The organism is Mycobacterium hainanense, assembly GCF_041890355.1.
Lineage (GTDB): Bacteria > Actinomycetota > Actinomycetes > Mycobacteriales > Mycobacteriaceae > Mycobacterium > Mycobacterium hainanense.
Map to the genome: position 1 here is coordinate 4,858,816 of NZ_CP169059.1, position 22,652 is coordinate 4,881,467.

A 22,652-nucleotide genomic window follows, 5' to 3' on the forward strand; every position below is an offset into this window, starting at 1 on the left:
TCCTTGGTAGAGATTGATCGATGAGCCACCCTGAGGCGACATGAGCGAGATCGTAGCGAACTTCGGTCCGCCCGGGCGTCGAATCACATTTATCGGGGTGAATCAGGCGGTTTAGCCCACCGCGACTCGCACAGATCGCCTCGGCAGCGAACGTTGTCGGCGCACTGCGGCCGCGCCCGCGCCGGCCGTCGCCATTCATCCGGCCGGGGCCGCCAGTTCATCGGATGTTTGTTTGCTTGCGGCCCGGGATCGCGGTAAGTCTCGACGTGTATCGAAACGGGACTCGGCCGCCACCAATGACGCCTGCGCCGAAACCGGAGTCTCCAGGAGCCAACCACCGTGAAACGCAACCCACCGGCGACCGCCATCAGCCTGCTCGCCGCGGCGGCAGTGGCGATCTCAGCCTGCAGCAGCGACCCCAACCCGACGTTGGCTTACGCTGCGGGCGCCAAGGTGGACTGCGGCGGCAAGCAGACCCTGACGGCCAGCGGCTCGACCGCACAGGCCAACGCCATGACGAAGTTCGTCGCGGCCTACGGCAAGGTGTGCGCCGGGCAGACGCTCAACTACACCGCCAACGGGTCGGGCGCCGGGATCAGCGACTTCCTTGCCGGCAGAACGGATTTCGGCGGATCGGACACGCCGCTGTCCGGAAACCAGTACGCCGCGGCCAAACAGCGCTGCGGTGGCGCCGACGCCTGGGACCTGCCCGTCGTGTTCGGCCCGCTGGCGATCACCTACAACCTGGGCTCGGTGGACTCGTTGGTGCTCGACGCGTCGACGATCGCCAAGATCTTCGACGGCACCATCACGCGCTGGGATGACCCGGCCCTCACCGCACTCAACGCGTCCATGCCGGCCGAAGAGATCCGCGTCATCTATCGCAGCGACGCGTCCGGAACTACCGACAACTTCCAGTCCTACTTGCAGGCGGCATCCGGCGGGGCCTGGACGAAGGGCACGGGCAAGGCCTTCAACGGCGGCGTCGGCACCGGCGCCCAGGGTAACAACGGCACCGCGGCGCTGGTGAAATCCACCGAGGGTGCGATCAGTTACAACGAGCTGTCTTTCGCGCTGCAGCAAGGCCTTTACGCCGCCGAGATCAAAACCCCGGCCAGCCGCAGGTCGTTGCGGCCGGTGCGCATCGGTACCGACACGGTCGGCAAGACCATCACCGGCGCCAAGATCATCGGCAGCGGCAATGACCTTGTCCTCGACATCTCGTCGTTCTACAACCCCGCGCAGCCCGACGTCTATCCGATCGTGCTGGCCACCTACGAGATCGTCTGCTCCAAATACCCCACCCTGGAGGTGGCCAAGGCGGTCAAGGCGTTCCTCCAGGCGGCGATCGGGCCCGGACAGGTCGAGCTGGCGAGAAACGGCTACATCCCGCTGTCGCCCGACTTCCAGTCCCGGGTCTCGAGCGCCGTCGACGCGATCAGCTCCGTGGAGGCACCGAATCCCGAGTAATTCCCAGCCTAATTCGGCTTCTTGCGTTCGCGGGATCGCCACCAGGCGACGATGAACAGGGACATTGCGGTAACGAGCCCGATCAACACCCATAGCACGACGGCCTGGTCGATCCACGAACCGGGCGGCGGGGATCCGGGCAGGAAGTTGCGCAGCGGGACGACGGCGAACAGCAGCGCCGCGAACCACGTTCCCAGCGGCGGCAAGAACGTCGTCCGACCCAATGCCATCGGAATGGCCACCCACAGCGCCAGCACCGGCAGGGCGATCAGGACCAAACAGATGCCGACGTCGAAGATCAGCGGACCCTTGGACCTCTGCAGCGTGATGATCACGTTGTCCTGGACGTCCGGGTTGGCGTCGTCGGGGTCGTGGACGCGGGTCACCGTGGCGTCCCAGCCGTCGAGCCTTCCGGTGACTTCGACACGGGCGGGCACCTTTTCGCGGTTTTGGCCGGTGCCTGTGAACACGTCGGCCGCGATGACTTCCGTCTTGTAGGAGTCGAACGGCCAGTTACCGGGATCGCCGTGGGCCACCAGCGCGGTGCTGACTTGAGCGGGCGCCTTCCCCACCGGGTATTGCAAGTCGCCCAGGTCGTTCTCCGGATACAGCCGCACCGCCGCGTCGGTGGTCAGCACGCCGAAGTTCTTGTCGTAGAGCGAATCCTTCGGGTAAACAAGCACATTCACGGTCAGCCGATTCGCTACGGTATCCAGCTTCTCGATGTGCACCTGAACGATGCTGTCCTCGGCTTCGAGCTTGCTGAAATCCACCGGGGGCAGCGGGGGCGCCGACTTGGCCAGCAGGTGCACGGCGATCAGGGACAGGACATAGATGACGATGACGGCGACGACGATCCCGAAAGCGATCGCGATTTGCCGGCCCCTTGAGTTGGTCGGCGCTGGCGGTGCGGGCGGCGCCGGAGTACCGGCGGTCATTGAGGCATCACGGGCCAGATGCTAGCAGTGGAAACGGCAAGTTTCAGGGGATAATGACGGCAAATTGCTGCATTAGTGTGGATTTCGCCGCGTCGAACCCCGGGGCTTTGCCGGGCCCCTCCAGATGGACGACGACCAGATACTTTTGGGTGTTCGTCCAGACGTGGGTGATGCGGTCGGCGAAGTCGTTCGCGCCCACGCCGCCAAAGGTGCCGCTGAGTAACTGGCTGCTGTAACCGCAGAACTGGGCGGCGGTGACGGTGACTTTGACTCCCGGATTGGCCGTCCGCAAGTCGGTGGCGTAGCGCAGGAAGGCACCGCCCGGTTCGAGGTCGGTGCGGGTGATGCTGACCCGCGCCGCCATGCCGTCGGGGCCGTTCGCCGTCAACGCGACGTCGCCGGCGCCCGGGGAAGACGGCCAGCCGTCCGGCACCGGGACCGTGAGGACCGGCGCCGCCGGATCCGCCACCGAGGCCTTGGTCGTGAAACCACTGGCGGGCGGCGGCGGGAAGCACACCAGCGCATTGGGTGGAATGTGGTCGGGCAGCGTGGTTTCGACGCCGGGTACCGGTTCGGCCGGGTCGGGCGCTCTCGTCGTCGAAGTCGTGGCGGCGGTCGGCGATGAGCCCGCGCCCGTGGCCGTGCCGGCGATGGTCTTCTCGCAGCCCACCGCAACGGCCGCCAGCAGGCACAGCGCTAAGGCGTCAGTCGCGCGAAAACGCAAGGGCGATCTCGGCTTCCACGTCCACGTAGGGCCGGCCGGACAGGTCGACGGTGACCTGCGCGATGGTGCCGCCGGTGAACGAGAACGGGGCCTTGTAGCGGCTGGACACTCCAGACCCGCCGTTGCGCCCGACGGTGATCCCCGCACCGGCGAGCCCGAACGTGCCGGGTTGGGTTTGCACGTCCACGAGGGTGCCGACCACTTCGTCGTCGATGAACAGCGTGACATCACCGAGCGGGGTGTGGCTGTTCTCCACGGTGCCGGTCCGCGAATAGCTCGCTCCGAGCAGGTGTTTGCCCAGCGGCACCGCGCCCGACGAAGAGACCACCTGCTGGCGCTCGCCCAGGAAGTTGTAGACGTAATGCAGCCGCCCATCCTGGATGAACAGCACGTGCCCGCCGTGCGCGCCACCCTGCTTGTACAGCACCCCTTCCGCGCCGGTGGTATCGACGGTCACCTCGGCCAGCAGCGAGAACGACCTGCCCTGGATTTCGGCGGCGGCGCCGATGCCCACGTCCGCGCAGTCGGGATAGTAGACGTAGCTGGTCCGGTTGCCGCCGAGGTACGGGCGAGACCGCGTCATAGTCTCCAAGATGTTCAGGTCCGAGAGCGGCAGCCCGTTGTACTTGGCGGCCTCAGAGAACCACAGCGCCTTGAGCTCTTCCAGTTTGTCCGGGTGCTCAGCGGCCAGATCATGGCACTGGCTGCGGTCGGCCTCGATGTGGAACAGCTCCCAGCGGTCGGCGTCGAAATGCGACCACCCGGCCGGCGTTGCCGCGTGGACGGTGTTGGCGAACCAGCCCTGATGCCAGATGCCGCGGGTGCCGAGCATGGAGTAGAACTGCGTCCGCTTGCCGGTGTCGGCGGCCGGATCGGCAAGGGCCGCTTTGAAACTCACGCCGTCCAGCGGCTTTTGGGTAATGCCCCGTACGGTTTCGGGTGGCGCCATGCCGAGCAGGTCGTAGACGGTGGGCGTGACGTCGCAGACGTTGACGTAGGTGTCGCGGATCTCACCATGTGCGGCAACACCATTGGGCCAGGAGATAATGGCCGTGTCGGCGATGCCGCCCTCGTGCGAGGCGTACCGCTTGTACAGCTTGTAGGGGGTGTTGAACGCCATCGCCCAGCCGATCGGGTAATGGTTGTAGGTTTCCGGACCGCCCAGGTGGTCGAACAGCTTCATGCTCTCTTCGACGGTGTCGATGTAGCCGTTGAAGAACTTGCCTTCGTTCACCGATCCGTTGGGGCCGCCCTCCCCGCTGGCGCCGTTGTCGGAGATCACCACGATAATGGTGTTGTTCAGCTGACCGGATTCCTCCAAATAGTCCAGGATCCGGCCGATTTGGGCGTCGGTGTAACTCAAGAAGCCGGCGAACACCTCCGCCATGCGGGCGAACAGCCGCTGCTCCTCGGGGTTCAGTGAGTCCCAGGGCCGCACCGTGTCCTGCAGCGGCCAGGGCTCCCCCTTCGGCCCCGTCACGTCCGCATACGGGTTGACCGGCGACAGCTCGGTGTCCGGCGGAACGATGCCCATCGACTTCTGGTTTTCCAGCACGATCTCGCGGTACCGCTCGTAGCCCATGTCGAAGCGGCCGGCGTAGCGGTCGGCCCATTCCTTGAAGACGTGGTGCGGCGCGTGCCCGGCGCCCGGGCACACGTAGCTGAACCACGGCTTGTCCGGCGCGATCACCTTGGCGTCGCGGATGAACTCGATCGTCTTGTCGGCGAGGTCCTTCGAAAGGTGGTAGCCGTCCTCCGGTGTGCCCGGCGGGTTGACCGGATGGTTGTCGTACACCAGGTCGGGATACCACTGGTCGGTCTCGCCGCCCATGAATCCGTAGAACCGCTCGAAGCCGCGCGACGTCGGCCAATGTCGTTTGGTCGAGGCCAGATTCGATTCCTCGAGCGGCGTCAGGTGCCACTTGCCAACGCAGTACGTGTTGTAGCCGCGCTCGGCGAGCACTTCGGAGAGCAGCGCGGTGTCGAACGGGATGCGGCCGTTGGCGTTGGGGAACGCGTCGGTGAACTCTTCGATGGTGGCCATGCCGACCGTGGTGGCGTTGCGCCCGGTGAGCAGCGACGCGCGGGTCGGCGAGCACAGCGCGGTCGTGTGGAACTGCGACAGCCGGACGCCTCGCTCGGCGATGCGGGTCATCGCGGGCATCTCGACCAGGCCGCCGAAACAGTCCCACGTCGCGATGCCGGTGTCGTCCCAAACCAGGTACAGGATGTTGGGCGAGTTCTCCGGTGCGGTCGGGGCGGCGTAGGGTCCCCAGTCCGGCTCGGAATCCCGGATGTCCAGCTCGATCTTGCCCTCGAAGGCGCGGGAGTCAGGCGACATGCGCCGAGAGTAACGCGGCCGCGAAAATTCCGATCGCTTTTCGCGGACCGTCACCCCCGGTAAAGCAAAACGCCCGGGACCACCAGGGCCCGGGCGTTTCGACGTCGCTTCCTGGCTACTTGGCCTTCTCCAGGATTTCGACGAGCCGCCACCGCTTGGTTGCCGACGTCGGACGCGTCTCCATCAGGGAGACGCGGTCGCCGATGCCCGCGGTGCTGTTCTCGTCATGCGCCTTCACCTTCTTGGTGGTACGGATGATCTTGCCGTACAGCGGGTGGCGCACGCGGTCTTCGAGCTCGACAACGATGGTCTTCTGCATCTTGTCACTCACCACGTAGCCGATGCGCACCTTGCGCCGGCCACGCACCTTGGGGTTGGCCGGAGTGTGCTTGGGGCCCTTCTCCTTTGAGCCGGCGTCCGTCGCGGCCGCCTTCTTCGCTTCTGCCATCACGATTCCTTACCATCGGGCCCGGAAGCCAGGCCCAGTTCTCGTTCGCGCAGCACGGTGTAGACGCGCGCGATCTCCTGACGCACCGTGCGCAGCCGGCGGTTGTTCGACAGCTGCCCGGTCGCCATCTGGAAACGGAGGTTGAACAGCTCCTCCTTCGATTCGCGCAGACGCTCGGTCAGCTCCTCGTCGGTGAGCTCACGCAGTTCACCAGGCGAAATTCCCACTGCCATCAGAACTGCTCCTCTCGAGTCACGATGCGTGCCTTGATCGGCAACTTGTGGATTGCACGGGTGAGTGCCGCCCGGGCCACCTGCTCGTTGGGGTAGCTCAGCTCGAACAGCACGCGGCCCGGCTTGACGTTGACGACCCACCATTCCGGAGAGCCCTTACCCGAACCCATCCGGGTCTCGGCGGGCTTCTTGGTCAGCGGGCGGTCCGGGAAGACGTTGATCCACACCTTGCCGCCACGCTTGATGTGGCGGTTGATGGCGATACGGGCGGACTCGATCTGCCGGTTGGTGACGTAGGCGTGCTCGAGCGCCTGAATGCCGTAGTCGCCGAAGTTCACCGCCGTGCCGCCGCTGGCGATGCCGCGCTGGCGGGGGTGGTGCTGCTTACGGTGTTTAACCCTGCGGGGAATCAACATGATTCAGCTCTCCGTGCTCTGCGGTTCTTCAGCGGGCGGGGCCTCGACCGCGGCGGCCTGTTCCTCGGCGCCCGCGGCGGCGCGGCCGGCCTCGGTGCTGGTCGCCGTGGTGCCCGACGCACCGCTCCGCCGGGGGCGGGTGCCCGAAGGACGCTCGCGGCGCGGGCGGTCGGCGCCCGCCGGCGCGGCTGCGGCCAACTCCCGCTTCCCGCCGACGATGTCGCCCTTATAGATCCACACCTTCACACCGATCCGGCCGAAGGTGGTCTTGGCCTCGTACAGGCCGTAGTCGATGTCGGCGCGCAGCGTGTGCAGCGGCACCCGACCCTCGCGGTAGAACTCCGAACGGCTCATCTCCGCACCGCCGAGACGACCCGAGCACTGCACCCGGATGCCCTTGACGTTGGGCTGGCGCATCGCCGACTGGATGGCCTTACGCATGGCGCGGCGGAACGCCACCCGGTTGCTCAGCTGCTCGGCGACGCCCTGCGCCACCAGCTGGGCCTGCGACTCGGGGTTTCTGACCTCGAGGATGTTGAGCTGAACCTGCTTGCCGGTCAGCTTCTCCAGGTCCGCGCGGATGCGGTCGGCCTCGGTCCCCCGACGGCCGATCACGATGCCGGGCCGCGCGGTGTGGATGTCGACCCGCACCCGGTCGCGAGTGCGCTCGATCTCCACGTCGGCGATGCCGGCGCGCTCCAGACCGGTGGACAGCAGCCGCCGGATCGCGACGTCTTCCTTGACGTAGTCCGCGTACTGCTTGTCGGCATACCAGCGGGACTTCCAGTCCGTGGTAATGCCCAGCCGGAAGCCGTGCGGATTGATCTTCTGGCCCACTAGTCTGAGCCTCCCTTCGCCTCAGAAGTCTCAGACGTAGTTTTCTTCGCCGGGGCGGACTTCGCCGCGGCGTTCTTGGCGGGTGCCTTCTTCGCGGGCGCCTTCGACGCGGCCTTCTTCGCCGGCGCCTTCGCGGCCGCCTTGCTGGCCTCGGCGCGGCGGGCCCGCGTCGACTTCGCCGAACGCTGGTCCTTGGCCGGCCGGCTCTCCACCACGACCGTGATGTGGCTGGTGCGCTTGCGGATCCGGAACGCGCGGCCCTGGGCGCGCGGGCGGATGCGCTTGGCGGTCGGGCCCTCGTCGGCGTAGACCGTGGCCACCACCAGGGTGGCCGGGTCCAGCCCGTTGTTGTTCTGCGCGTTGGCGGCGGCGCTCGCGATCACCTTGGCCACCGGCTCACTGGCTGCCTGCGGCGCCCAGCGCAGGATGTCGAGCGCGTCGGACACCGACCGTCCGCGCACCAGGTCGATCACCCGGCGCGCCTTCGTCGGTGAGACCCGCACGAACCGCGCCTTGGCGACCGCCGACGGGAATTCAGTTGAGGTCATCGCCGTTTGGCCTTCCGGTCGTCCTTGATGTGTCCCTTGAAGGTGCGCGTCGGGGCGAATTCACCAAGCTTGTGACCGACCATCGCCTCGGTGACGAACACCGGGACGTGCTTGCGCCCGTCGTGGACGGCGAAGGTGTGGCCGATGAAGTCCGGGATGATCGTCGAACGCCGGGACCAGGTCTTGATGACCTGCTTGGTGTTCTTCTCGTTCTGCGCGTCCACCTTCTTCAGCAGGTGGTCGTCGACGAACGGGCCCTTCTTCAGGCTGCGTGGCATGTCTTACTCCTACCGGCCGTGCTTCTTGCCGGTGCGACGGCGCCGGACGATGAGTTTGTTGCTGGCCTTGTTCGGGTGGCGGGTGCGGCCCTCCGGCTTACCCCACGGGCTCACCGGGTGCCGGCCACCGGAGGTCTTACCCTCACCACCACCGTGCGGGTGGTCCACCGGGTTCATGACCACACCGCGGACCGAGGGGCGCTTGCCCTTCCACCGCATCCGGCCGGCCTTGCCCCAGTTGATGTTCGCCTGCTCGGCATTTCCCACCTCGCCGACGGTGGCGCGGCAGCGCACGTCGACGCGGCGGATCTCACCGCTGGGCATACGCAGCGACGCGTAGGTGCCCTCCTTGCCGAGCAGCTGGATGCTCGAGCCGGCGGACCGCGCCAGCTTGGCGCCACCGCCCGGCCGCAGCTCCACGGCGTGGATCACGGTACCGGCCGGGATGTTGCGCAGCGGCAGGTTGTTGCCCGGCTTGATGTCGGCGTTCGCGCCCGACTCCACCACGTCGCCCTGCGAAAGTCCTTGCGGCGCGATGATGTAACGCTTCTCGCCGTCGAGGTAGTGCAGCAGCGCGATGTTGGCGGTGCGGTTGGGGTCGTACTCGATGTGCGCGACCTTGGCGTTGACCCCGTCCTTGTCGTTGCGACGGAAGTCGACCACCCGGTAGGCGCGCTTGTGGCCGCCGCCCTTGTGGCGGGTGGTGATGCGGCCGTGCGCGTTACGGCCACCGTGGCCGTGCAGCGGGCGCACCAGGGACTTCTCCGGCTCCGACCGGGTGACCTCGGCGAAGTCGGACACGCTGGAGCCGCGGCGGCCCGGGCTCGTCGGCTTGTACTTACGAATTGCCATGTCTAATCAGGTCTTTCTCTCGCTAGGCCGGGGCCCCGAACAGGTCGATCGGCTTGCTGCCCGGCGCCAGCGTGACGATGGCCCGCTTGGTGCCCTTGCGCTTGCCGTATCCGGTCCTGGTGCGCTTGCGCTTGCCCTGCCGGTTCGCGGTGTTCACCGACGCGACCTTGACGGAGAAGATCTTCTCGATGGCGATCTTGATCTGCGTCTTGTTCGAATCGGGGTGCACCACAAAGGTGTATACGTTCTCATCCAGCAGCCCGTAGGACTTCTCCGAGATGACCGGGGCCAGGATGATGTCGCGGGGGTCGGTGATGGTCGCCATCTACGCCGAAACCTCCTCGGTGCTAGCCGTGTTGCCACCGATGTAGGCGTTGAGGGCCTCGACGCTGAAGACCACGTCGTCGGAGCGCAGCACGTCATAGGTGTTGAGCTGATCGGGCGTCAGGATGTGCACGCCCGGCAGGTTGCGCACGCTCTTGGCGCCGGCCTCGTCGCTGCGGCCGATCACGACCAGCACCTTCTTGCGGTCGGTCAGCGTGCCCAGGAACGCCCTGGCGTTCTTTGTCGAAGGGGTTTGGCCGGCGACGATTTCGGTGACCGCGTGGATGCGGCCGTTGCGGGCCCGGTCGGACAACGCCCCGCGCAGCGCCGCGACGATCATCTTCTTCGGGGTGCGCTGGGAGTAATCGCGCGGCTTGGGACCGTGCACCACACCACCCCCGGTGAACTGGGGGGCCCGCGTCGAACCCTGGCGGGCGCGACCGGTTCCCTTCTGCCGGTAGGGCTTCCGCCCACCGCCACTGACCTCGCCGCGGGTCTTGGTCGAGTGCGTGCCTTGCCGCGCCGCCGCCCGCTGCGCGGTGACCACTTGGTGCATCAGCGCGATATTGGCCGGGGCATCGAACAATTCGGCCGGCAACTCGATGGAGCCCTCGACCTTGCCGTCGGGCGTCTTAACGTCGATCTTGAGTGCTGCCATTACTTCTCACCTCGTTTGATCGCGCTGCGGACCACCACGAGCCCACCGGTGCGGCCGGGGACCGCGCCCTTGATCAACAGCACGCCGTTCTCGGCATCGACCTTGTGCACCACCAGGTTCTGCACCGTCACCCGGTCGTTGCCCATCCGGCCCGCCATCCGGGTGCCCTTGAACACCCGCGCGGGGGTGGCGCAGCCGCCGATGGAACCGGGCCGGCGGTGGACCGCCTGCGCACCGTGGCTGGCGCCCTGGCCGCGGAAGCCGTGGCGCTTCATGGTGCCGGCGAAGCCCTTGCCCTTGGAGGTTCCGGTCACGTCGACGTAGCTGCCGTCGGCGAAGATCTCCGCGGTCAGCTCCTGGCCGACCTCGTATTCGCTTGCCGCGGCCTCGTCATCGAGCCGCAACTCGGCGAGGTGCCGGCGCGGGTTGACGCCCGCGGCGCTGTACTGCCCGGTCACCGGCTTGTTCACCTTGCGCGGGCTGATCTCGCCGTACGCCAGCTGAACGGCGCTGTAACCGTCGCGCTCGGGGGTGCGGATCCGGGTGACCACATTGGGCCCTGCTTTGACCACCGTCACCGGGACGACCCGGTTGTTCTCGTCGAACACCTGCGTCATGCCCAGCTTGGTACCCAGAATGCCTTTTCTTGCCATGAGCTCTGGATCTCCTACTGGATGTTGACGTCGACACTGGCCGGAAGGTCGATGCGCATCAGCGCGTCGACGGTCTTCGGCGTCGGGTCGAGGATGTCGATCAGCCGCTTGTGAGTACGCATCTCGAAGTGCTCCCGCGAGTCCTTGTACTTATGCGGGGAGCGGATGACGCAATACACGTTCTTCTCAGTCGGCAGCGGCACCGGACCTACGACACTGGCACCCGTGCGGACGACGGTCTCGACGATTTTGCGCGCCGATGCGTCGATGGCCTCATGGTCGTAGGCCTTGAGCCTGATGCGGATCTTCTGTCCCGCCACGCTTCTCCTACCCTCACTCCACTTACAAAAATCCGTGTCCGGACCTGGTGCTCCCAGCGCGCTGATCGGGCTGGCCGATCAAGCGTCGCGCCGGATACTGCGCCGCTGTTTACCTGTCGTGGTCCACCGGCCCCCGCGGTCGGGTGTGTCACCCTCACGCAGCCTGGATCGTGACGAAATTGTCGCGCTCCAAGGATGGGACCGGACGCGCCCGTTTTGGGCGCTGGTCGTATGCCCGACCAGGCGCGAACCCGGCCCAAGGCAACCTGAACAGTATGCCCTAGATCATGGGATTGGCCAAATCCCGGGCGGAGGCCGCCGACCTGCCTTTTTAGCCTCAGGCACCGGCCCGTTCGGCGCTCGCGGCGCCCGCCCGGCCGTCTGCGCGCTGTACATAGAGGAAACCGTCGACCGCGGCGAGCGCGCACTCGCGGTAATCGAAGTCGGGAAGCGTGGACAGGCGGCCCAGTACAAGGGGCCCGATGAGCAGCGCGATGGCGCGCGACCGGTCCACCTCGCCCAGTTCGGCGGCCTCGGGGCTATCGAAGATGGCGTCGAACGGCGCGGCGTACTGCTGGGCGATGCGCTCACGCAGCGTGGTGATCGCCGTGCTGTCGGCGGCGCAGTCGCGGGGACCCGGCATCTCATCCAGGTCCCGACCCATGGACAACCACGACATGGCCGTCATCAGCGCGGGCGCCTGCGCCACCGACTCGGCCTGGGCCAGCACCACCGCCACCAGGCGATCCCGCAGCGAACCCTCGGCCGGCGGCGTCGGGGACGGCGGGATGAGGCTGTTGAAAGCCGCCGCCAGCAGATCGTTTCCACTCGGGAAGTGGCGATACAGCGTGGCCCTGGCTACGTTGGCGGTACGGGTGACCGCGTCGACGGTCACCGCGCTGGGACCGCCCGAACGCAGCAGCGTGGCGGCGGCCTCGAGCAAACGGGCCCGCGAGCGCGCGGGACGGGGATCGGTAGTGCCGCCGGTAATTGTGACCCACCTCCCTGTTTGGGAACGAGACTATCGGTCTACCTACAAGACCATTGGTCTCGAAACTTCCCAACGCCGCCGTGAGGAGGCGCATCATGCCCGAAACCCTGGTCCGGCCCGACCAGCGTACTGATCCAGTCAGCATTGGCGGTAGCCCCCGAGCGCGAAACTGGACGCTGACCGTCGCCTGCATGGGCGTCGCGCTGGTCGTCGCCTCGATGACGGCGTTGAACACCGCGCTGGGGGACCTGGCGGTGGCCACCTCGGCCACGCAATCCCAGCTCAACTGGGTCGTCGACGGCTACACCGTGGCCCTGGCCTGCCTGCTGCTGCCCGCGGGTGCGATCGGTGACCGCTATGGCAGGCGCGGCGCCCTGTTGATCGGGCTGGTGGTGTTCTCGGCCGGGTCGATGGCGCCGGCGATGCTGCACAGCCCGGCGCAGATCATCGCCGGGCGCGCGCTGGCCGGGATCGGCGCCGCCTTCGTGATGCCGGCGACGCTCTCGCTGCTGACCGTGGCCTACCCGAAGGACGACCGCACCAAGGCGGTCGGGATCTGGGCCGGCACGGCCGGATCCGGCGGCGTGCTGGGCATGCTCGGATCCGGCCTGCTGCTGCGGTTCTGGGACTGGCACGCGATCTTTTGGTCCCTGGGTGCCGCCGGATTGGTGATCTTCGCGCTGGCCTGCACCGTCGCCTCGTCGCGGGACAGCCGCGCGCCGCGGATCGACTCGCTGGGCGCCGTCCTCATCGGCGCCGCCGTGGCGATCGCGGTAGCCGCGATCCTGGAGGCACCTACCCGCGGGTGGAATGACCCGCTGGTCTGGGGTGGGCTGGCAGTTGGCGCGGTGCTCGCCGCGGCATTCGGCGCCGTGCAGCTGCGGCTCGCCGGGCGCGGCCGCCAACCGCTGCTCGACGTCCGGCTGTTCGCCGACCCGAACTTCGCCACCGGCGTCGCCGCGATCGTCATCCTCTTCGGCGCGACGTTCGGGTTCTTCTACATCGGCATGCAATACGTGCAGCAGATCATGGGCTACTCGGCCCTCGCGACGGCCATCTCGTTCGGCCCGTTCATGGTGCCGCTGGGCATCTTCTCGGCGCTGTCGTTCTGGTACGTGCCCAAACTGGGCCTGCGGCTTGTGCTGTTCATCGGCACGCTGCTGATGGCGGTCGGCTTCGCCTGCATGTACCGGCTCGGTCTGCACTCCTCCTATCTGGAATTCGCCTGGCCGACATTGATCTTGGCCACGGGCATCGGCATCTGCACGGCGCCGACGACGTCAGCGATCATGGGCGCGGTGCCCGACGAGAAGCAGGGCGTCGCCTCCGCGGTGAACGACACCTCGCGGGAGATGGGCGGCGCGTTGGGCATCGCGGTGGCCGGCTCCATTCTGGCCGGCCGCTATTCGCACGAGCTCGCGCCGAAGTTGGCCGGCTTTCCCGAGCCGGTCCGGGGCCAGGCCACCGATTCGCTGGCCAAGGCTGTCGAGGTCGCCGGCCGGCTGGGGCCCCAAGGTCACCAGCTCGCCGAGGCCAGCAAGTCCGCATTCCTGGCGGCCCTGCACGCGTCGACCATCACGATGGCCGTGATCGTCGCCGTCGCCGCGATGCTGGTCGGCGTTTGGGCCCCCGGCCGCGACGGCCGGCAGCTGCGGCCGGTCCGCGGCCTGCTCGCCCATCGCCGGCGCTGACCCGATGCGGAGCTCCAATGCCGTTGTCCGACATGGGTTCACGGATTCGGCGCCCCCGGGAGCGCTTGAAAACGCCCCTCGGTTCTGGTATCACCAGATGTATATCGACAGATACAGGTCATCTCTGTAAGCGCGAGGTGGATGTGGTGTTGATAGGTGATACGAGCGTGGTCGAGCCGGGTTGCCCGGCGCTGAGCGAGGCGGCGGCGATCGTGGAGGCCGAATGGATACGCCTGTCGCGACCGAGCGAGCCGGCCCGACACCCCACCTGCGAATTGCCCTCGGCGCGGGGGTGCCGCCGCGGGACGGGCACCATCGTGTCCACCGAGCCGACGGGGACCGCGCGCTCGACGCGCGGCCGCGGAAGCCGAACTCGCTGGCCGGTCTCCCCGGTGTGGGCGCGGGAGCGTTCTCCTCCGCGGCAGGCGTGATGCCAAGCCGCTGAACCGTTTTAGACACTCGAAGGGAGGTTGAACAAGCGAGATCGCGGTCGTGCCGTCCACGAATATTGCGACGCATCGTTCGCGCGACGCACTCTTGCGCGCGCACAGCCACTTGTCGTGGCCATCTACGTGGACCGCATGAACATGAACCGCTCACGGGGCGGGCCCCATGCCTCACCGTGGGGCCCGCCCCACACCACTTCGAGTTTCAATCAACGAATTCCGCGGCCCGGTGCCCGAGCATCACGATGGTGGCGTGCGGACCGCGGCTGGTGATGGTGGGCAGGATCGAGCCGTCGATCACCCACAGGTTGTCGATGCCGTGCACCCGGCAGCGCGGGTCGACGACGGCCCGCGGGTCGGTGTCGGGGCCCATCGGCGTTGTGCCGCACAGGTGTTGCGAGGTGGACCACACCGGCGCGCCGACATCTGTTGCGCCACCGATTAATTCGCGCGCCATTTCCGCCCCCGCGCGCAAAGCCGCGACGTCGTCGGGCTCGCTGTCGTAACGATGCTCGATGCGGGGCGCCACGTCCGGATCCGCCGATGCCAGCGTCATGCGCCCACGCGCCCGGGGCTGCATCAGCGCGACCCCGATGTGCGGCCAGTCGGCATGCCCGGCGGTGCCGTCCCCGGTCATCGCGACGAATCCGCCCGTGTAGGGCCTGATCTCGAGGTCGTCGGCGGTGCTGAGAACGACCTCGAGCACCGGCCGGCCGGGGGCCACTGCCCAGTCGGTGGACAACACCCACTCGGGGTGATCGCTGAACGACACCCCCACCGGTAACGGGGCCACCACCGGCACTCCGACGGCCCGCAGGCCTTCCTCCGCCCCGATGCCGGAGAGCATGAGCAGCTGCGCCGTTTGGATGGCGCCGGCGGACAAAACGATTCGGTCCGCGGTGAAGGTCACGGGTCCGTGCGGCCCGATCGCGTCGACGCCGACCGCCGCCGTCCCGTCGAATCGCAGACGCAGCGCGCGCGTCCGTGCGCGCAACGTCAGGGTCGGCCGACCCAGGGCCGGGAGCAGGAAGCCGGCGCCGGATCCGGTGCGCACCCCGTCGACGATGTTGAGCGGCACGGCTCCCATTCCCGAAACCGGTTCGGGCCCAACGTCGTTGAGGTCGTCGATCCAGGAGAACCCCGCGCGCCGCGCGGCGGTGATGAAACGCTCGGTGGTTCCGGTCATGTCATGGGTGCGGCGCACCCGGATGGGGCCGGAATCGCCGTGGGCGGGGCCGCGGAAATCCAGGTCCGTCTCGATGGCGCGAAAGCTGCCGAGGAGATCGGACCAGGCCCAGCCGGGCAGCCCCAGGCGATCGAAATCGCGGGGCAGGCCTCGACAGAAGTAGCCGCCGTTGATCGCGCCCGACCCCCCGACCGTAGCCCCCCGCACGATCGGATGCCGGCGCATGGGCCGATCCGTGAGGTTGGTCTGGTAACGCCGCACCAGTGGGCTGCCGACCCCGATCGGCAGTTGCCACCCGTTGGCGGTCTGAGCGAGCAATCCCGGGTCGTCGAGGGCAGGCCCCGCCTCCAGGACGGTCACCGTGCGGCGGGGATCGGCGGAAAGACGTTCGGCGACAACCGATCCAGCACTGCCGGCACCGACGATCAGCACGTCGCTGTGCGGGGCGGCCGTGATCAAGGTCGCGGCTAGCTCCGAATCTGCGGTTTCAGCGCGCGCAGGTTGCGCTCCCGCAGCACACCCCACCACAATCCGAGCCCGTATGCCAGGTCGTCGACACGCTTGAGCAACAGATAGGTCGGCAGGCCGATCGGCTCGGTGTCGTCGCCGACGGCGTCCCGGCGGCGCAGCCAGTCCACCACGCCGTCCATGACCGCCGCGACCAGCACGACATGTCTGAAATGCCGCGACAGCGTCGCGGCCAGCAACGCCAACGGCCAATAGTGGCGGCACAGGGCCGACGCCAGCTGCAGTGCCGCCGACCACAGGCCGCGGCCCGCGATCAGTACGACGTCGGTGATCGACGTCTCGGCACCCCGCATGGCCCTGGCGATCCGCCGGCCGGTCAGCACGGCGATGATTACGGACGCCAGCTGGGACAGGCTGGTCCCGAACGCCATCAGGATCCAGGTCATCAACGCCCAGCCGGAAATCACGACCGGCGCGGTCTTGTCTGGGTGGCGGACGGACAGCGGGGCCGCCGAACCGCCATAGAATGCCTTGCGCGCGAGCCAATCCCGCAGTTCGGTGCGGTGGTCGTGGGCGACCAGCGCGATGGGCTCGTAGCGTAGCCGGGCGCCCGCTTCGATGAGCCGCCAGCACAGGTCGACGTCCTCGCCCGATTGCAGGGTCTCGTCGAACCCGCCGACGTCGCGCAGGGCCGCGCAGCGACAGATGATCGCCGCGCTGGGTACGTAGGACACCGTGCTGTGGGGCAGCACCGGCGCTTCGCGCTCGCCGAGGTCGAGCGACGAGTGCACCGCCTCGTACCGCGCCACCACGTTCTCGCTGTGCGACGGACCGACGATGCGCGGCGCGGCCAGGGCGACGGTGGGGTCGCAGAAATGGCCGAGCAGCGCCTCCAACCACCCGCGCCGGGGCGCGACGTCGGAATCCAGGAAGGCGACGTAGTCGGTGGTGCAGGCGGCCAGCCCGGTGTTGCGGGCGGCGGCCGGGCCCTTGCTCCGGGAGTGCCGCAACACCTCGACGTCGCAGTGCGCGCCGACGAAGTCGGCCGGCTCGATCGGCGGAATTGAACCGTCGTCGACCACGATGACCCGCAGGCCGCGCAGCGAGCTCACCAGGCGGCGCACACCGGAAAGGTTGTCCCGCACGGGGATTACCACCGTCACGTCGTGGTGCGACGGGCCGCCCGCGGGCCGCGGATGTGCGACCGTGGCGTCCAGCAGGGTGCGGGCGAGCTGCGCGCTCACGTCGTCGCGCACCTTCAGGCGACCGTCGCAGAGCATGTCCTGGGCGGCCGGCGCCAGCTTCAGCAACCGGGTCGGCGAACCACCCAGCAGCGCCGCGCCGTCGCCCAGCACCCGGACACGGCGATCGACCTGGACGGCGAAGCCGTCGGGCAGCCGGGGCTGGCTCATGTGCGCCGCTCCTCCGCATCGCATTCGCTCTGCATCGTCGCCGGCGCGCTCATGTCAGCATTCCGTCGCGCCCGGGCGACCAGCGTGCCACTCGACGCACACAGGTGTCCACCATCTCGGCCAGGATGCGCTCGCCCTCGGCGGCGGTCGCGGTGGTCGGGTCCCCCAGCACACCGACGGGGCTGACCGCGGCGACTCCCCCGCGGCGCATGGACGGCAGCAATTCGGGCAGGGGCGCCCGGTTGCCGGCCACCCACCGGTCGGTCAGCACGTCGGCGGGCGAGATGTGCAGCACCAGCGAGGTTTCGGTGTGGCCGGCGTGGGCGTCGCCGTCGTCGGCCAGGCATGGGCACCAGCCGGCGTCGCGGCCCTCGGCCCGCAGGCGGGTCACGGCGGCGGTCAGGGCGGCGGTGTTGCCGCCGTGGCCGTTGACGAAGACCAGGCGCCGGGCCCAGCCTGTGGCCGACCGGCCGTACTCCACCAGCAGCGTGGTCAGGGCTTCGGTACCGATGGAGACCGTCCCGGCGAAGCTCTGGTGCTCGCCGCTGGCGCCGTAGGCGAGCGCCGGCGCCACCCACCAGTCGCCGTCCAGACCGGCCCGGGCGCCGCGCGCTACCGCGGTGGCGATGCGGGTGTCGGTGTCCAACGGCAGGTGTGGACCGTGCTGTTCGGTGGACCCGAGCGGGATCAATATCGACGGCGAGGTGCCCGCTAGCTGGCTTGACGTCGCCACCGCTAATTCGCCGAGTACGGGCACTCGGTGATGGTAGGACGAATTCACCTGGCGTGCACCAATTGTTGTCTCGTGAAAACTATTTTTTTTCTGGCTGGTTCATCAGAGGTTCGAAATTTGTGCTCGTTCGTCACGGCCACCACGCTTGTACCACGGTTTGCGGGCCGTCAATCATTCCCGGACAAATCCGCCCGGGATATCCGTAATTAGCTGCTCAGGCGTTCCCGGCGGGCGGCACACCGAGGGCCCGGGTGAAGCCGGGCGGCACCAGGACGTCGTCCGGGCCGAGGTCTGCGACGCCGGCGTGGCCCAGCCCCATCAGCGCCGAGTCGATGCCGCCGCGCAGGATGTCGAGGACGTTCTCAACGCCGGCCTGGCCGGCGGCCGCCAGCCCCCACAGGTAGGCGCGGCCGATCATCACCGCGCGCGCACCCAGCGCCACGGCCTTGACCACGTCGCTTCCCCGGCGGATGCCACCGTCTAGCAGCACCTCCACCTGATCGCCGACCGCGGCGGCCACCGCGGGCAGGGCCCGGATCGACGCCGGCGTGCCGTCTAGGTTATTGCCACCGTGGTTCGACACCGAGATCGCGGAAACCCCCGCGTCCACTGCCCTTTTCGCGTCGTCAACGCGCATCACGCCCTTGAGCATGAACGGCCCGCCCCACAGTTCGCGCAGCCAGGCGATGTCCTCCCACGTCGGTGGCGGTGTGCCCATCCACTCGCCGTAGGCCGCGAAGAACGGCGGGCCCGGCTCCCCCCGGCGCCCCTGGTTGGGCACCCGCAGCTCGGGCGGGTGCAGGGTCTTGCCGAACTTCCAGAGCCACCGCGGACGCGTGATCGCCTCGGGCGACAGCCGCAGGATGGTCCGCAGGTTCATCTCCTCGGGGATCTGCGGGCTGCCCCAGTCGCGGCCGTGGGAGAAGGTCCAGTCGGTGGTGACGATCAGTCCGACCGCGCCGGCCTGGCGGGCCCGCTCCACCCGCTCGGCGATCGCGTCCCGCCCGCCGAGCCAGTACACCTGGAAGAAGACCTTGGGGTTGGCGGCGATGACCTCCTCGATCGGTTTGCTCGCGAACGAGGACAGTCCCATCGCCGTTCCGCGCGCCGCGGCGGCCCGCGCCACGGCCACTTCCCCGTCCGGATCGACTGCCTGGACACCGGTGGGCGAAATGATCACCGGCAATGAAATATCTTGGCCCATAACCGTGGTCGACAGGTCGCGCTTTTCTTGCGCGCCGACGACGTGGGGCGCGAAACCGAGTTCGCTGAACGCCGCGACATTGTCGCCGACCGTGACCCCTTTTTCACTCGCGGAAATCAGGGACGAATAGACGGATTTAGGCAGCCGCCGTTTCGCGCGTTCCTGCGCGATGGCGACGGTTTCGAACCACTGACCGGCCACGGTCTACACGGGGCTCTCGTTGCACAGCCGCGCGGGTGGTCGAGACAGCGTCAAGGGTACGGGGCCGCCGGACCTGCGGGAGTGGTCCGCCCGGGGGCGCGGTGTCCGCCGCCGCTGGGCCAGCGCCGCCGCGCTGTGGCCCTGGACGCACTCGGGGTCCGGCCCGTCCATCGGCAGGCCGGTGAAGAACTTGGCCGCCATGCAGCCGCCCCGGCAGGCGTCGTAGTGCCCACAGCTGCCGCAGGCGCCGGCGGACTGCGGCTCGCGCAGCTCGCGGAACAGCGGGGCGTTCTTCCAGACGTTGTCGAAGCCGTTGTCCGTCAACACGTTCCCGGCCAGGAAGCGGTCGTGGATGGCGAAGGGGCAGGCGTAAACGTCGCCCACCGGGTCGATCAGGCACACCACCCGCCCGGCGCCGCACATGTTCAGGCCGGCTAGCGCCCCGGAGGAGCCCAGCGGCGCCAAGTGGAAGAAGGAGTCGCCGGTGAGCACCCGCTCACCCTTGGCCACCAGCCACTCGTACAGCTGGACCTGCTGGGCCGCGGTGGGGTGCAGATCGTCCCAGACGTCGGCGCCCCGACCCGAGGGCCGCAGCCGGGTGATCCGCAGGGTGGCGCCGTAACGGCTTGCGAGCGAGGCGAATTCGTCGAGCTGGTCGACGTTGTTGCGGGTCACCACGACGGAGATCTTCGCGTCGGAGAAACCGGCGGCGGCGAGGTTCTCCAGCGCGCGCACGGCCATGGCGAACGATCCCGGACCGCGGACCGCGTCGTTGACTTCCGCGGTGGCGCCGTCGAGTGAGATCTGGACGTCGACGTAGTCGCTGGCGGCCAGCCGGGCGGCGACCTCTTCGGTGATGCGGACGCCGTTGGTGGAGAACTTCACCCCGACGTGGTGCGCGGTCGCGTAGTCGACCAGCTCCCAGAAGTCCGGGCGGACGGTGGGCTCCCCGCCGCCGATGTTGACGTAGAACACCTGCATGCGTTCCAGCTCGTCGATGATGTCCATGCACTGACGGGTGGAGAGCTCTCGCGGATCGCGTTTACCCGAGGACGAAAGGCAGTGCACGCAGGCCAGGTTGCACGCATACGTCAGCTCCCACGTCAGGCAGATGGGTGCGTCCAGGCCGCTCTCGAACTGCTCGATGAGCCGCGGCACGGTGGCTGTCATGGGGTCTCCTGGGGTACCAACATCTTCGAATCGGCCAACACGCGCAGGGCGTGCAGGTAGGGCGCCTCCCCGGCGTCGTCCACGCCTGCCGCGCGGCAGGCCGAGTGAACGTCGGCATGATCGGCCAGCGACCGCACCACCGTGAGGATGGTGCGGTTCTTCAGAAAGGACAGCTTGCGGGTGCCGAAGTGGTAGAGCAGCGCCCCGAACGGTTCGGGTCGAACCGCCACCTGCGGGTGCAACCGCCAGCCGCGGTCGGGGTCGAACACGGAGGTCAGTAGACCCCGCACATGCCGTCGATGGACACCTCTTCGACCAGGGTCTCGGTGACGAGCTGGGTCTCGGTTTCGGTTTCGGTTTCGTGGTCCACGGTCATTGCCTTTCGTCGGTTCTTGACAACGATAGGGATCGAGTCACAAGCTTCGTCAGAATATGGCATCGAGTGCCGAAATGGAAGGGCGGGTCTCATGGTGCCGCAGCCGCGGGTGGGCCGTCGCCGCTCGACCACGCCGCACCACATCACCGACGTCGCCATCGAGCTGTTCAGCGCCCGCGGCTTCGCCGACGTCAGCGTCGACGACGTCGCCCAGGCCGCCGGCATCTCCCGGCGAACGCTGTTCCGCTACTACGCATCCAAAAACGCCATCCCGTGGGGTGACTTCGACACCCACCTCGCGCGCCTGCGCGACCTGCTCGACAACGTCGATCCGCGCGTGCCGCTGGGTCAGGCGCTGCGCGATGCCTTGTTGGCGTTCAACACCTTTGACGAATCCGAGACGGCGCGGCACCGCCAGCGTATGCGGGTGATCCTGCAAACCGCCGAGCTCCAGGCGTACTCGATGACGATGTACGCGGGCTGGCGCGAGGTGATCGCCGGGTTCGTGGCGCGCCGGTCGGAGCTCAAGACGACGGACCTGGTACCCCAGACCGCGGCCTGGACGATGCTCGGGGTGGCGCTGGCCGCCTACGAGCACTGGCTCGGTGACGGGTCCGTCCCGCTGCCGACCGCGCTGGGCCACGCGTTCGATGTCGTGGGCGCCGGGCTGGACGGGCTGGATCGGTGACCGCCGATCACCTGCTGCACACGCTGCGCGCGCAGGGGCGGTTCTGCGCGCGCTCCGGGTCCCCGATGTACGGCGAGCTTTTGGAGTTGGTGGCCGTCGACGTCGAGCACGGAGGCGTCTTCGCAACGATCCTGTCCGGGCACGAGGAGGACCCAGCGCCCTTGGCGGTGCCGCTGCGTCTGCTCGGCGGGTTGCACCGATTGGTGCTCGACGGACGGGCGCCGCGACTGCGCCGGTGGTACCCCAGCACCGCGGGCAGCTGGGACGCCGAGGCGGCCTGGCCGGAAATCGAGGGCGTGGCGGCCGAGCACGCCGACGCGCTGCGCGCCGCCCTGCGCCAACCGCCGCAGACCAACGAGGTCGGCCGATCCGCCGCGCTGATCGGTGGCTTGCTGCGCGCCAACAGTGAATCAGGTTTGCCGATAAGGCTTTTCGAGATCGGCTCCAGCGCGGGGCTGAACCTGCGCGCCGACCATTACCGCTACCGGTTCGACGACGGCCAGTGGGGGCCGGGTGACTCGCCCGTGACCATCGAGGACGCGTGGCGCGGCGCGCTGCCGCCCGACGGCGGGTTGCGGATCGTCGAGCGGCACGGCTTCGACATCGCGCCCATCGACGTCACCGCGACCGACGGGGAGCTCACGGTGTTGAGCTACGTCTGGCCGGACCAGACGGCCCGGCTCGAACGCCTACGCGGCGCGGTCGAGGTCGCCCGGCGGGTGCCGGCGCGGCTGCACCGCCAATCGGCGGCCGACGCCGTGGCGGGGCTGACGCTGACCGAGGGGACACTGACGGTGCTGTGGCACTCGATCACGTGGCAGTACCTGACCCGCGAGGAGCGGGACACGGTCCGCACCAGGATCCGCGCGCTGAGCGAGCACGCCGACGAACGCTCGCCGCTCGTCCACCTCACGCTGGAGCCGGCGCGTGACGCGCCCGAGGCGCCGATCCGGTTCCTGGTCCGGGCGCGTCGCTGGCCGGGCGGCGACCTCGAAATCCTCGGCGAATGCCACCCGCACGGCCCGCCGGTGCACTGGCGCTAGGGG

General features: G+C 68.4%; 26 protein-coding genes. 4 read left to right on the top strand and 22 right to left on the bottom strand.

The window, feature by feature from the left end:
* The first annotated feature begins 339 nt into the window (after positions 1-339).
* The gene (gene pstS / locus ACEL92_RS22825; protein WP_374022869.1) at positions 340-1,470 is read left to right on the top strand and encodes a phosphate ABC transporter substrate-binding protein PstS; all 1,131 of its coding nucleotides are present in this window, start codon (positions 340-342) and stop codon (positions 1,468-1,470) included.
* Between the two features lie 8 nt (positions 1,471-1,478).
* Here pstS and ACEL92_RS22830 read toward each other — a convergent pair whose 3' ends face one another.
* The 15 genes from ACEL92_RS22830 to ACEL92_RS22900 all read right to left on the bottom strand — a co-directional run bounded on the left by ACEL92_RS22830 (position 1,479) and on the right by ACEL92_RS22900 (position 11,983).
* Positions 1,479-2,408: a DUF4436 domain-containing protein gene (locus ACEL92_RS22830; protein ID WP_374022870.1), complete on the bottom strand. Its 930-nt coding sequence runs from the start codon at positions 2,406-2,408 to the stop codon at positions 1,479-1,481.
* 43 nt (positions 2,409-2,451) lie between these two features.
* Positions 2,452-3,132: a hypothetical protein gene (locus tag ACEL92_RS22835; RefSeq protein WP_374022871.1), complete on the bottom strand. Its 681-nt coding sequence runs from the start codon at positions 3,130-3,132 to the stop codon at positions 2,452-2,454.
* A complete protein-coding gene (locus tag ACEL92_RS22840; protein ID WP_374022872.1) occupies positions 3,113-5,473 on the bottom strand; it encodes an arylsulfatase in 2,361 nt (786 codons plus the stop codon). The genes ACEL92_RS22835 and ACEL92_RS22840 overlap by 20 nt, the downstream gene beginning before the upstream one ends.
* A gap of 115 nt (positions 5,474-5,588) precedes the next feature.
* Positions 5,589-5,921 carry a 30S ribosomal protein S17 gene (gene rpsQ / locus ACEL92_RS22845; RefSeq protein ID WP_374022873.1) on the bottom strand — a complete coding sequence of 111 codons (333 nt, stop codon included), beginning with the start codon at positions 5,919-5,921 and terminating at the stop codon, positions 5,589-5,591.
* Positions 5,921-6,154, bottom strand: a complete 234-nt coding sequence (gene rpmC / locus ACEL92_RS22850) for a 50S ribosomal protein L29 (protein ID WP_067274850.1) — start codon at positions 6,152-6,154, stop codon at positions 5,921-5,923. The genes rpsQ and rpmC overlap by 1 nt, the downstream gene beginning before the upstream one ends.
* Positions 6,154-6,570, bottom strand: coding sequence for a 50S ribosomal protein L16 (rplP, locus tag ACEL92_RS22855; protein ID WP_374022874.1), 417 nt, complete (start codon positions 6,568-6,570; stop codon positions 6,154-6,156). Before rplP ends, rpmC begins: the two co-directional genes overlap by 1 nt.
* Positions 6,571-6,573: 3 nt before the next feature.
* Positions 6,574-7,407, bottom strand: coding sequence for a 30S ribosomal protein S3 (rpsC, locus tag ACEL92_RS22860; RefSeq protein ID WP_374022875.1), 834 nt, complete (start codon positions 7,405-7,407; stop codon positions 6,574-6,576).
* Positions 7,407-7,955, bottom strand: a complete 549-nt coding sequence (gene rplV, locus ACEL92_RS22865; RefSeq protein ID WP_374022876.1) for a 50S ribosomal protein L22 — start codon at positions 7,953-7,955, stop codon at positions 7,407-7,409. The genes rpsC and rplV overlap by 1 nt, the downstream gene beginning before the upstream one ends.
* The gene (gene rpsS, locus ACEL92_RS22870) at positions 7,952-8,233 is read right to left on the bottom strand and encodes a 30S ribosomal protein S19 (protein WP_007167837.1); all 282 of its coding nucleotides are present in this window, start codon (positions 8,231-8,233) and stop codon (positions 7,952-7,954) included. Before rpsS ends, rplV begins: the two co-directional genes overlap by 4 nt.
* Positions 8,234-8,242: 9 nt before the next feature.
* Positions 8,243-9,085, bottom strand: coding sequence for a 50S ribosomal protein L2 (gene rplB / locus ACEL92_RS22875; RefSeq protein WP_083176347.1), 843 nt, complete (start codon positions 9,083-9,085; stop codon positions 8,243-8,245).
* A gap of 22 nt (positions 9,086-9,107) precedes the next feature.
* Positions 9,108-9,410 carry a 50S ribosomal protein L23 gene (rplW, locus tag ACEL92_RS22880; protein WP_046183668.1) on the bottom strand — a complete coding sequence of 101 codons (303 nt, stop codon included), beginning with the start codon at positions 9,408-9,410 and terminating at the stop codon, positions 9,108-9,110.
* The gene (rplD, locus tag ACEL92_RS22885; protein ID WP_374022877.1) at positions 9,411-10,067 is read right to left on the bottom strand and encodes a 50S ribosomal protein L4; all 657 of its coding nucleotides are present in this window, start codon (positions 10,065-10,067) and stop codon (positions 9,411-9,413) included.
* The gene (gene rplC / locus ACEL92_RS22890; protein WP_067753501.1) at positions 10,067-10,720 is read right to left on the bottom strand and encodes a 50S ribosomal protein L3; all 654 of its coding nucleotides are present in this window, start codon (positions 10,718-10,720) and stop codon (positions 10,067-10,069) included. The genes rplD and rplC overlap by 1 nt, the downstream gene beginning before the upstream one ends.
* 14 nt (positions 10,721-10,734) lie before the next feature.
* On the bottom strand, positions 10,735-11,040 hold the full coding sequence (gene rpsJ, locus ACEL92_RS22895; RefSeq protein ID WP_003873519.1) for a 30S ribosomal protein S10: 306 nt from the start codon (positions 11,038-11,040) through the stop codon (positions 10,735-10,737).
* A 337-nt stretch (positions 11,041-11,377) separates the two neighbouring features.
* Positions 11,378-11,983 (bottom strand): TetR/AcrR family transcriptional regulator, encoded by a 606-nt coding sequence (locus ACEL92_RS22900; RefSeq protein ID WP_374022878.1) that lies wholly within the window; start codon positions 11,981-11,983, stop codon positions 11,378-11,380.
* A gap of 143 nt (positions 11,984-12,126) precedes the next feature.
* Between ACEL92_RS22900 and ACEL92_RS22905 the strand changes: the two genes are divergently transcribed.
* Positions 12,127-13,722 carry an MFS transporter gene (locus ACEL92_RS22905; RefSeq protein WP_374022879.1) on the top strand — a complete coding sequence of 532 codons (1,596 nt, stop codon included), beginning with the start codon at positions 12,127-12,129 and terminating at the stop codon, positions 13,720-13,722.
* A 651-nt stretch (positions 13,723-14,373) separates the two neighbouring features.
* Here ACEL92_RS22905 and mftG read toward each other — a convergent pair.
* The 7 genes from mftG to mftA form a co-directional block, all read right to left on the bottom strand.
* Complete coding sequence (mftG, locus tag ACEL92_RS22910) at positions 14,374-15,813, bottom strand: mycofactocin system GMC family oxidoreductase MftG (RefSeq protein ID WP_374022880.1); 1,440 nt, start codon at positions 15,811-15,813, stop codon at positions 14,374-14,376.
* A gap of 8 nt (positions 15,814-15,821) precedes the next feature.
* Entirely contained in the window at positions 15,822-17,234 is a 1,413-nt protein-coding gene (gene mftF / locus ACEL92_RS22915) for a mycofactocin biosynthesis glycosyltransferase MftF (protein WP_374022881.1), read from the bottom strand.
* Between the two features lie 49 nt (positions 17,235-17,283).
* On the bottom strand, positions 17,284-18,015 hold the full coding sequence (mftE, locus tag ACEL92_RS22920) for a mycofactocin biosynthesis peptidyl-dipeptidase MftE (protein WP_374022882.1): 732 nt from the start codon (positions 18,013-18,015) through the stop codon (positions 17,284-17,286).
* Between the two features lie 166 nt (positions 18,016-18,181).
* Positions 18,182-19,372 carry a pre-mycofactocin synthase MftD gene (gene mftD, locus ACEL92_RS22925; protein ID WP_374022883.1) on the bottom strand — a complete coding sequence of 397 codons (1,191 nt, stop codon included), beginning with the start codon at positions 19,370-19,372 and terminating at the stop codon, positions 18,182-18,184.
* Between the two features lie 3 nt (positions 19,373-19,375).
* Positions 19,376-20,542 carry a mycofactocin radical SAM maturase gene (gene mftC, locus ACEL92_RS22930; protein WP_374022884.1) on the bottom strand — a complete coding sequence of 389 codons (1,167 nt, stop codon included), beginning with the start codon at positions 20,540-20,542 and terminating at the stop codon, positions 19,376-19,378.
* Positions 20,539-20,832 (bottom strand): mycofactocin biosynthesis chaperone MftB, encoded by a 294-nt coding sequence (gene mftB, locus ACEL92_RS22935; RefSeq protein WP_374022885.1) that lies wholly within the window; start codon positions 20,830-20,832, stop codon positions 20,539-20,541. Before mftB ends, mftC begins: the two co-directional genes overlap by 4 nt.
* Positions 20,817-20,918, bottom strand: coding sequence for a mycofactocin precursor MftA (gene mftA / locus ACEL92_RS22940; RefSeq protein ID WP_374022886.1), 102 nt, complete (start codon positions 20,916-20,918; stop codon positions 20,817-20,819). The genes mftB and mftA overlap by 16 nt, the downstream gene beginning before the upstream one ends.
* A gap of 91 nt (positions 20,919-21,009) precedes the next feature.
* Between mftA and mftR the strand changes: the two genes are divergently transcribed.
* On the top strand, positions 21,010-21,606 hold the full coding sequence (gene mftR, locus ACEL92_RS22945; protein WP_374022887.1) for a mycofactocin system transcriptional regulator: 597 nt from the start codon (positions 21,010-21,012) through the stop codon (positions 21,604-21,606).
* Positions 21,603-22,649 carry a DUF2332 domain-containing protein gene (locus tag ACEL92_RS22950; protein WP_374022888.1) on the top strand — a complete coding sequence of 349 codons (1,047 nt, stop codon included), beginning with the start codon at positions 21,603-21,605 and terminating at the stop codon, positions 22,647-22,649. The genes mftR and ACEL92_RS22950 overlap by 4 nt, the downstream gene beginning before the upstream one ends.
* Positions 22,650-22,652: the final 3 nt, after the last annotated feature.

What these genes read in the sequence shown, in the direction of transcription:
- ACEL92_RS22905 (WP_374022879.1), top strand. Translation starts at nt 12,127, where the DNA reads ATGCCCGAAACCCTGGTCCGGCCCGACCAGCGTACTGATCCAGTCAGC.
- rplC (WP_067753501.1), bottom strand. Translation starts at nt 10,720, where the DNA reads ATGGCAAGAAAAGGCATTCTGGGTACCAAGCTGGGCATGACGCAGGTG.
- mftC (WP_374022884.1), bottom strand. Translation starts at nt 20,542, where the DNA reads ATGACAGCCACCGTGCCGCGGCTCATCGAGCAGTTCGAGAGCGGCCTG.
- mftA (WP_374022886.1), bottom strand. Translation starts at nt 20,918, where the DNA reads ATGACCGTGGACCACGAAACCGAAACCGAAACCGAGACCCAGCTCGTC.
- rplD (WP_374022877.1), bottom strand. Translation starts at nt 10,067, where the DNA reads ATGGCAGCACTCAAGATCGACGTTAAGACGCCCGACGGCAAGGTCGAG.
- mftR (WP_374022887.1), top strand. Translation starts at nt 21,010, where the DNA reads ATGGTGCCGCAGCCGCGGGTGGGCCGTCGCCGCTCGACCACGCCGCAC.
- rplP (WP_374022874.1), bottom strand. Translation starts at nt 6,570, where the DNA reads ATGTTGATTCCCCGCAGGGTTAAACACCGTAAGCAGCACCACCCCCGC.
- mftF (WP_374022881.1), bottom strand. Translation starts at nt 17,234, where the DNA reads ATGAGCCAGCCCCGGCTGCCCGACGGCTTCGCCGTCCAGGTCGATCGC.
- rplW (WP_046183668.1), bottom strand. Translation starts at nt 9,410, where the DNA reads ATGGCGACCATCACCGACCCCCGCGACATCATCCTGGCCCCGGTCATC.
- rplV (WP_374022876.1), bottom strand. Translation starts at nt 7,955, where the DNA reads ATGACCTCAACTGAATTCCCGTCGGCGGTCGCCAAGGCGCGGTTCGTG.
- rpsS (WP_007167837.1), bottom strand. Translation starts at nt 8,233, where the DNA reads ATGCCACGCAGCCTGAAGAAGGGCCCGTTCGTCGACGACCACCTGCTG.
- ACEL92_RS22830 (WP_374022870.1), bottom strand. Translation starts at nt 2,408, where the DNA reads ATGACCGCCGGTACTCCGGCGCCGCCCGCACCGCCAGCGCCGACCAAC.
- rpmC (WP_067274850.1), bottom strand. Translation starts at nt 6,154, where the DNA reads ATGGCAGTGGGAATTTCGCCTGGTGAACTGCGTGAGCTCACCGACGAG.
- rpsQ (WP_374022873.1), bottom strand. Translation starts at nt 5,921, where the DNA reads ATGGCAGAAGCGAAGAAGGCGGCCGCGACGGACGCCGGCTCAAAGGAG.
- ACEL92_RS22840 (WP_374022872.1), bottom strand. Translation starts at nt 5,473, where the DNA reads ATGTCGCCTGACTCCCGCGCCTTCGAGGGCAAGATCGAGCTGGACATC.
- rplB (WP_083176347.1), bottom strand. Translation starts at nt 9,085, where the DNA reads ATGGCAATTCGTAAGTACAAGCCGACGAGCCCGGGCCGCCGCGGCTCC.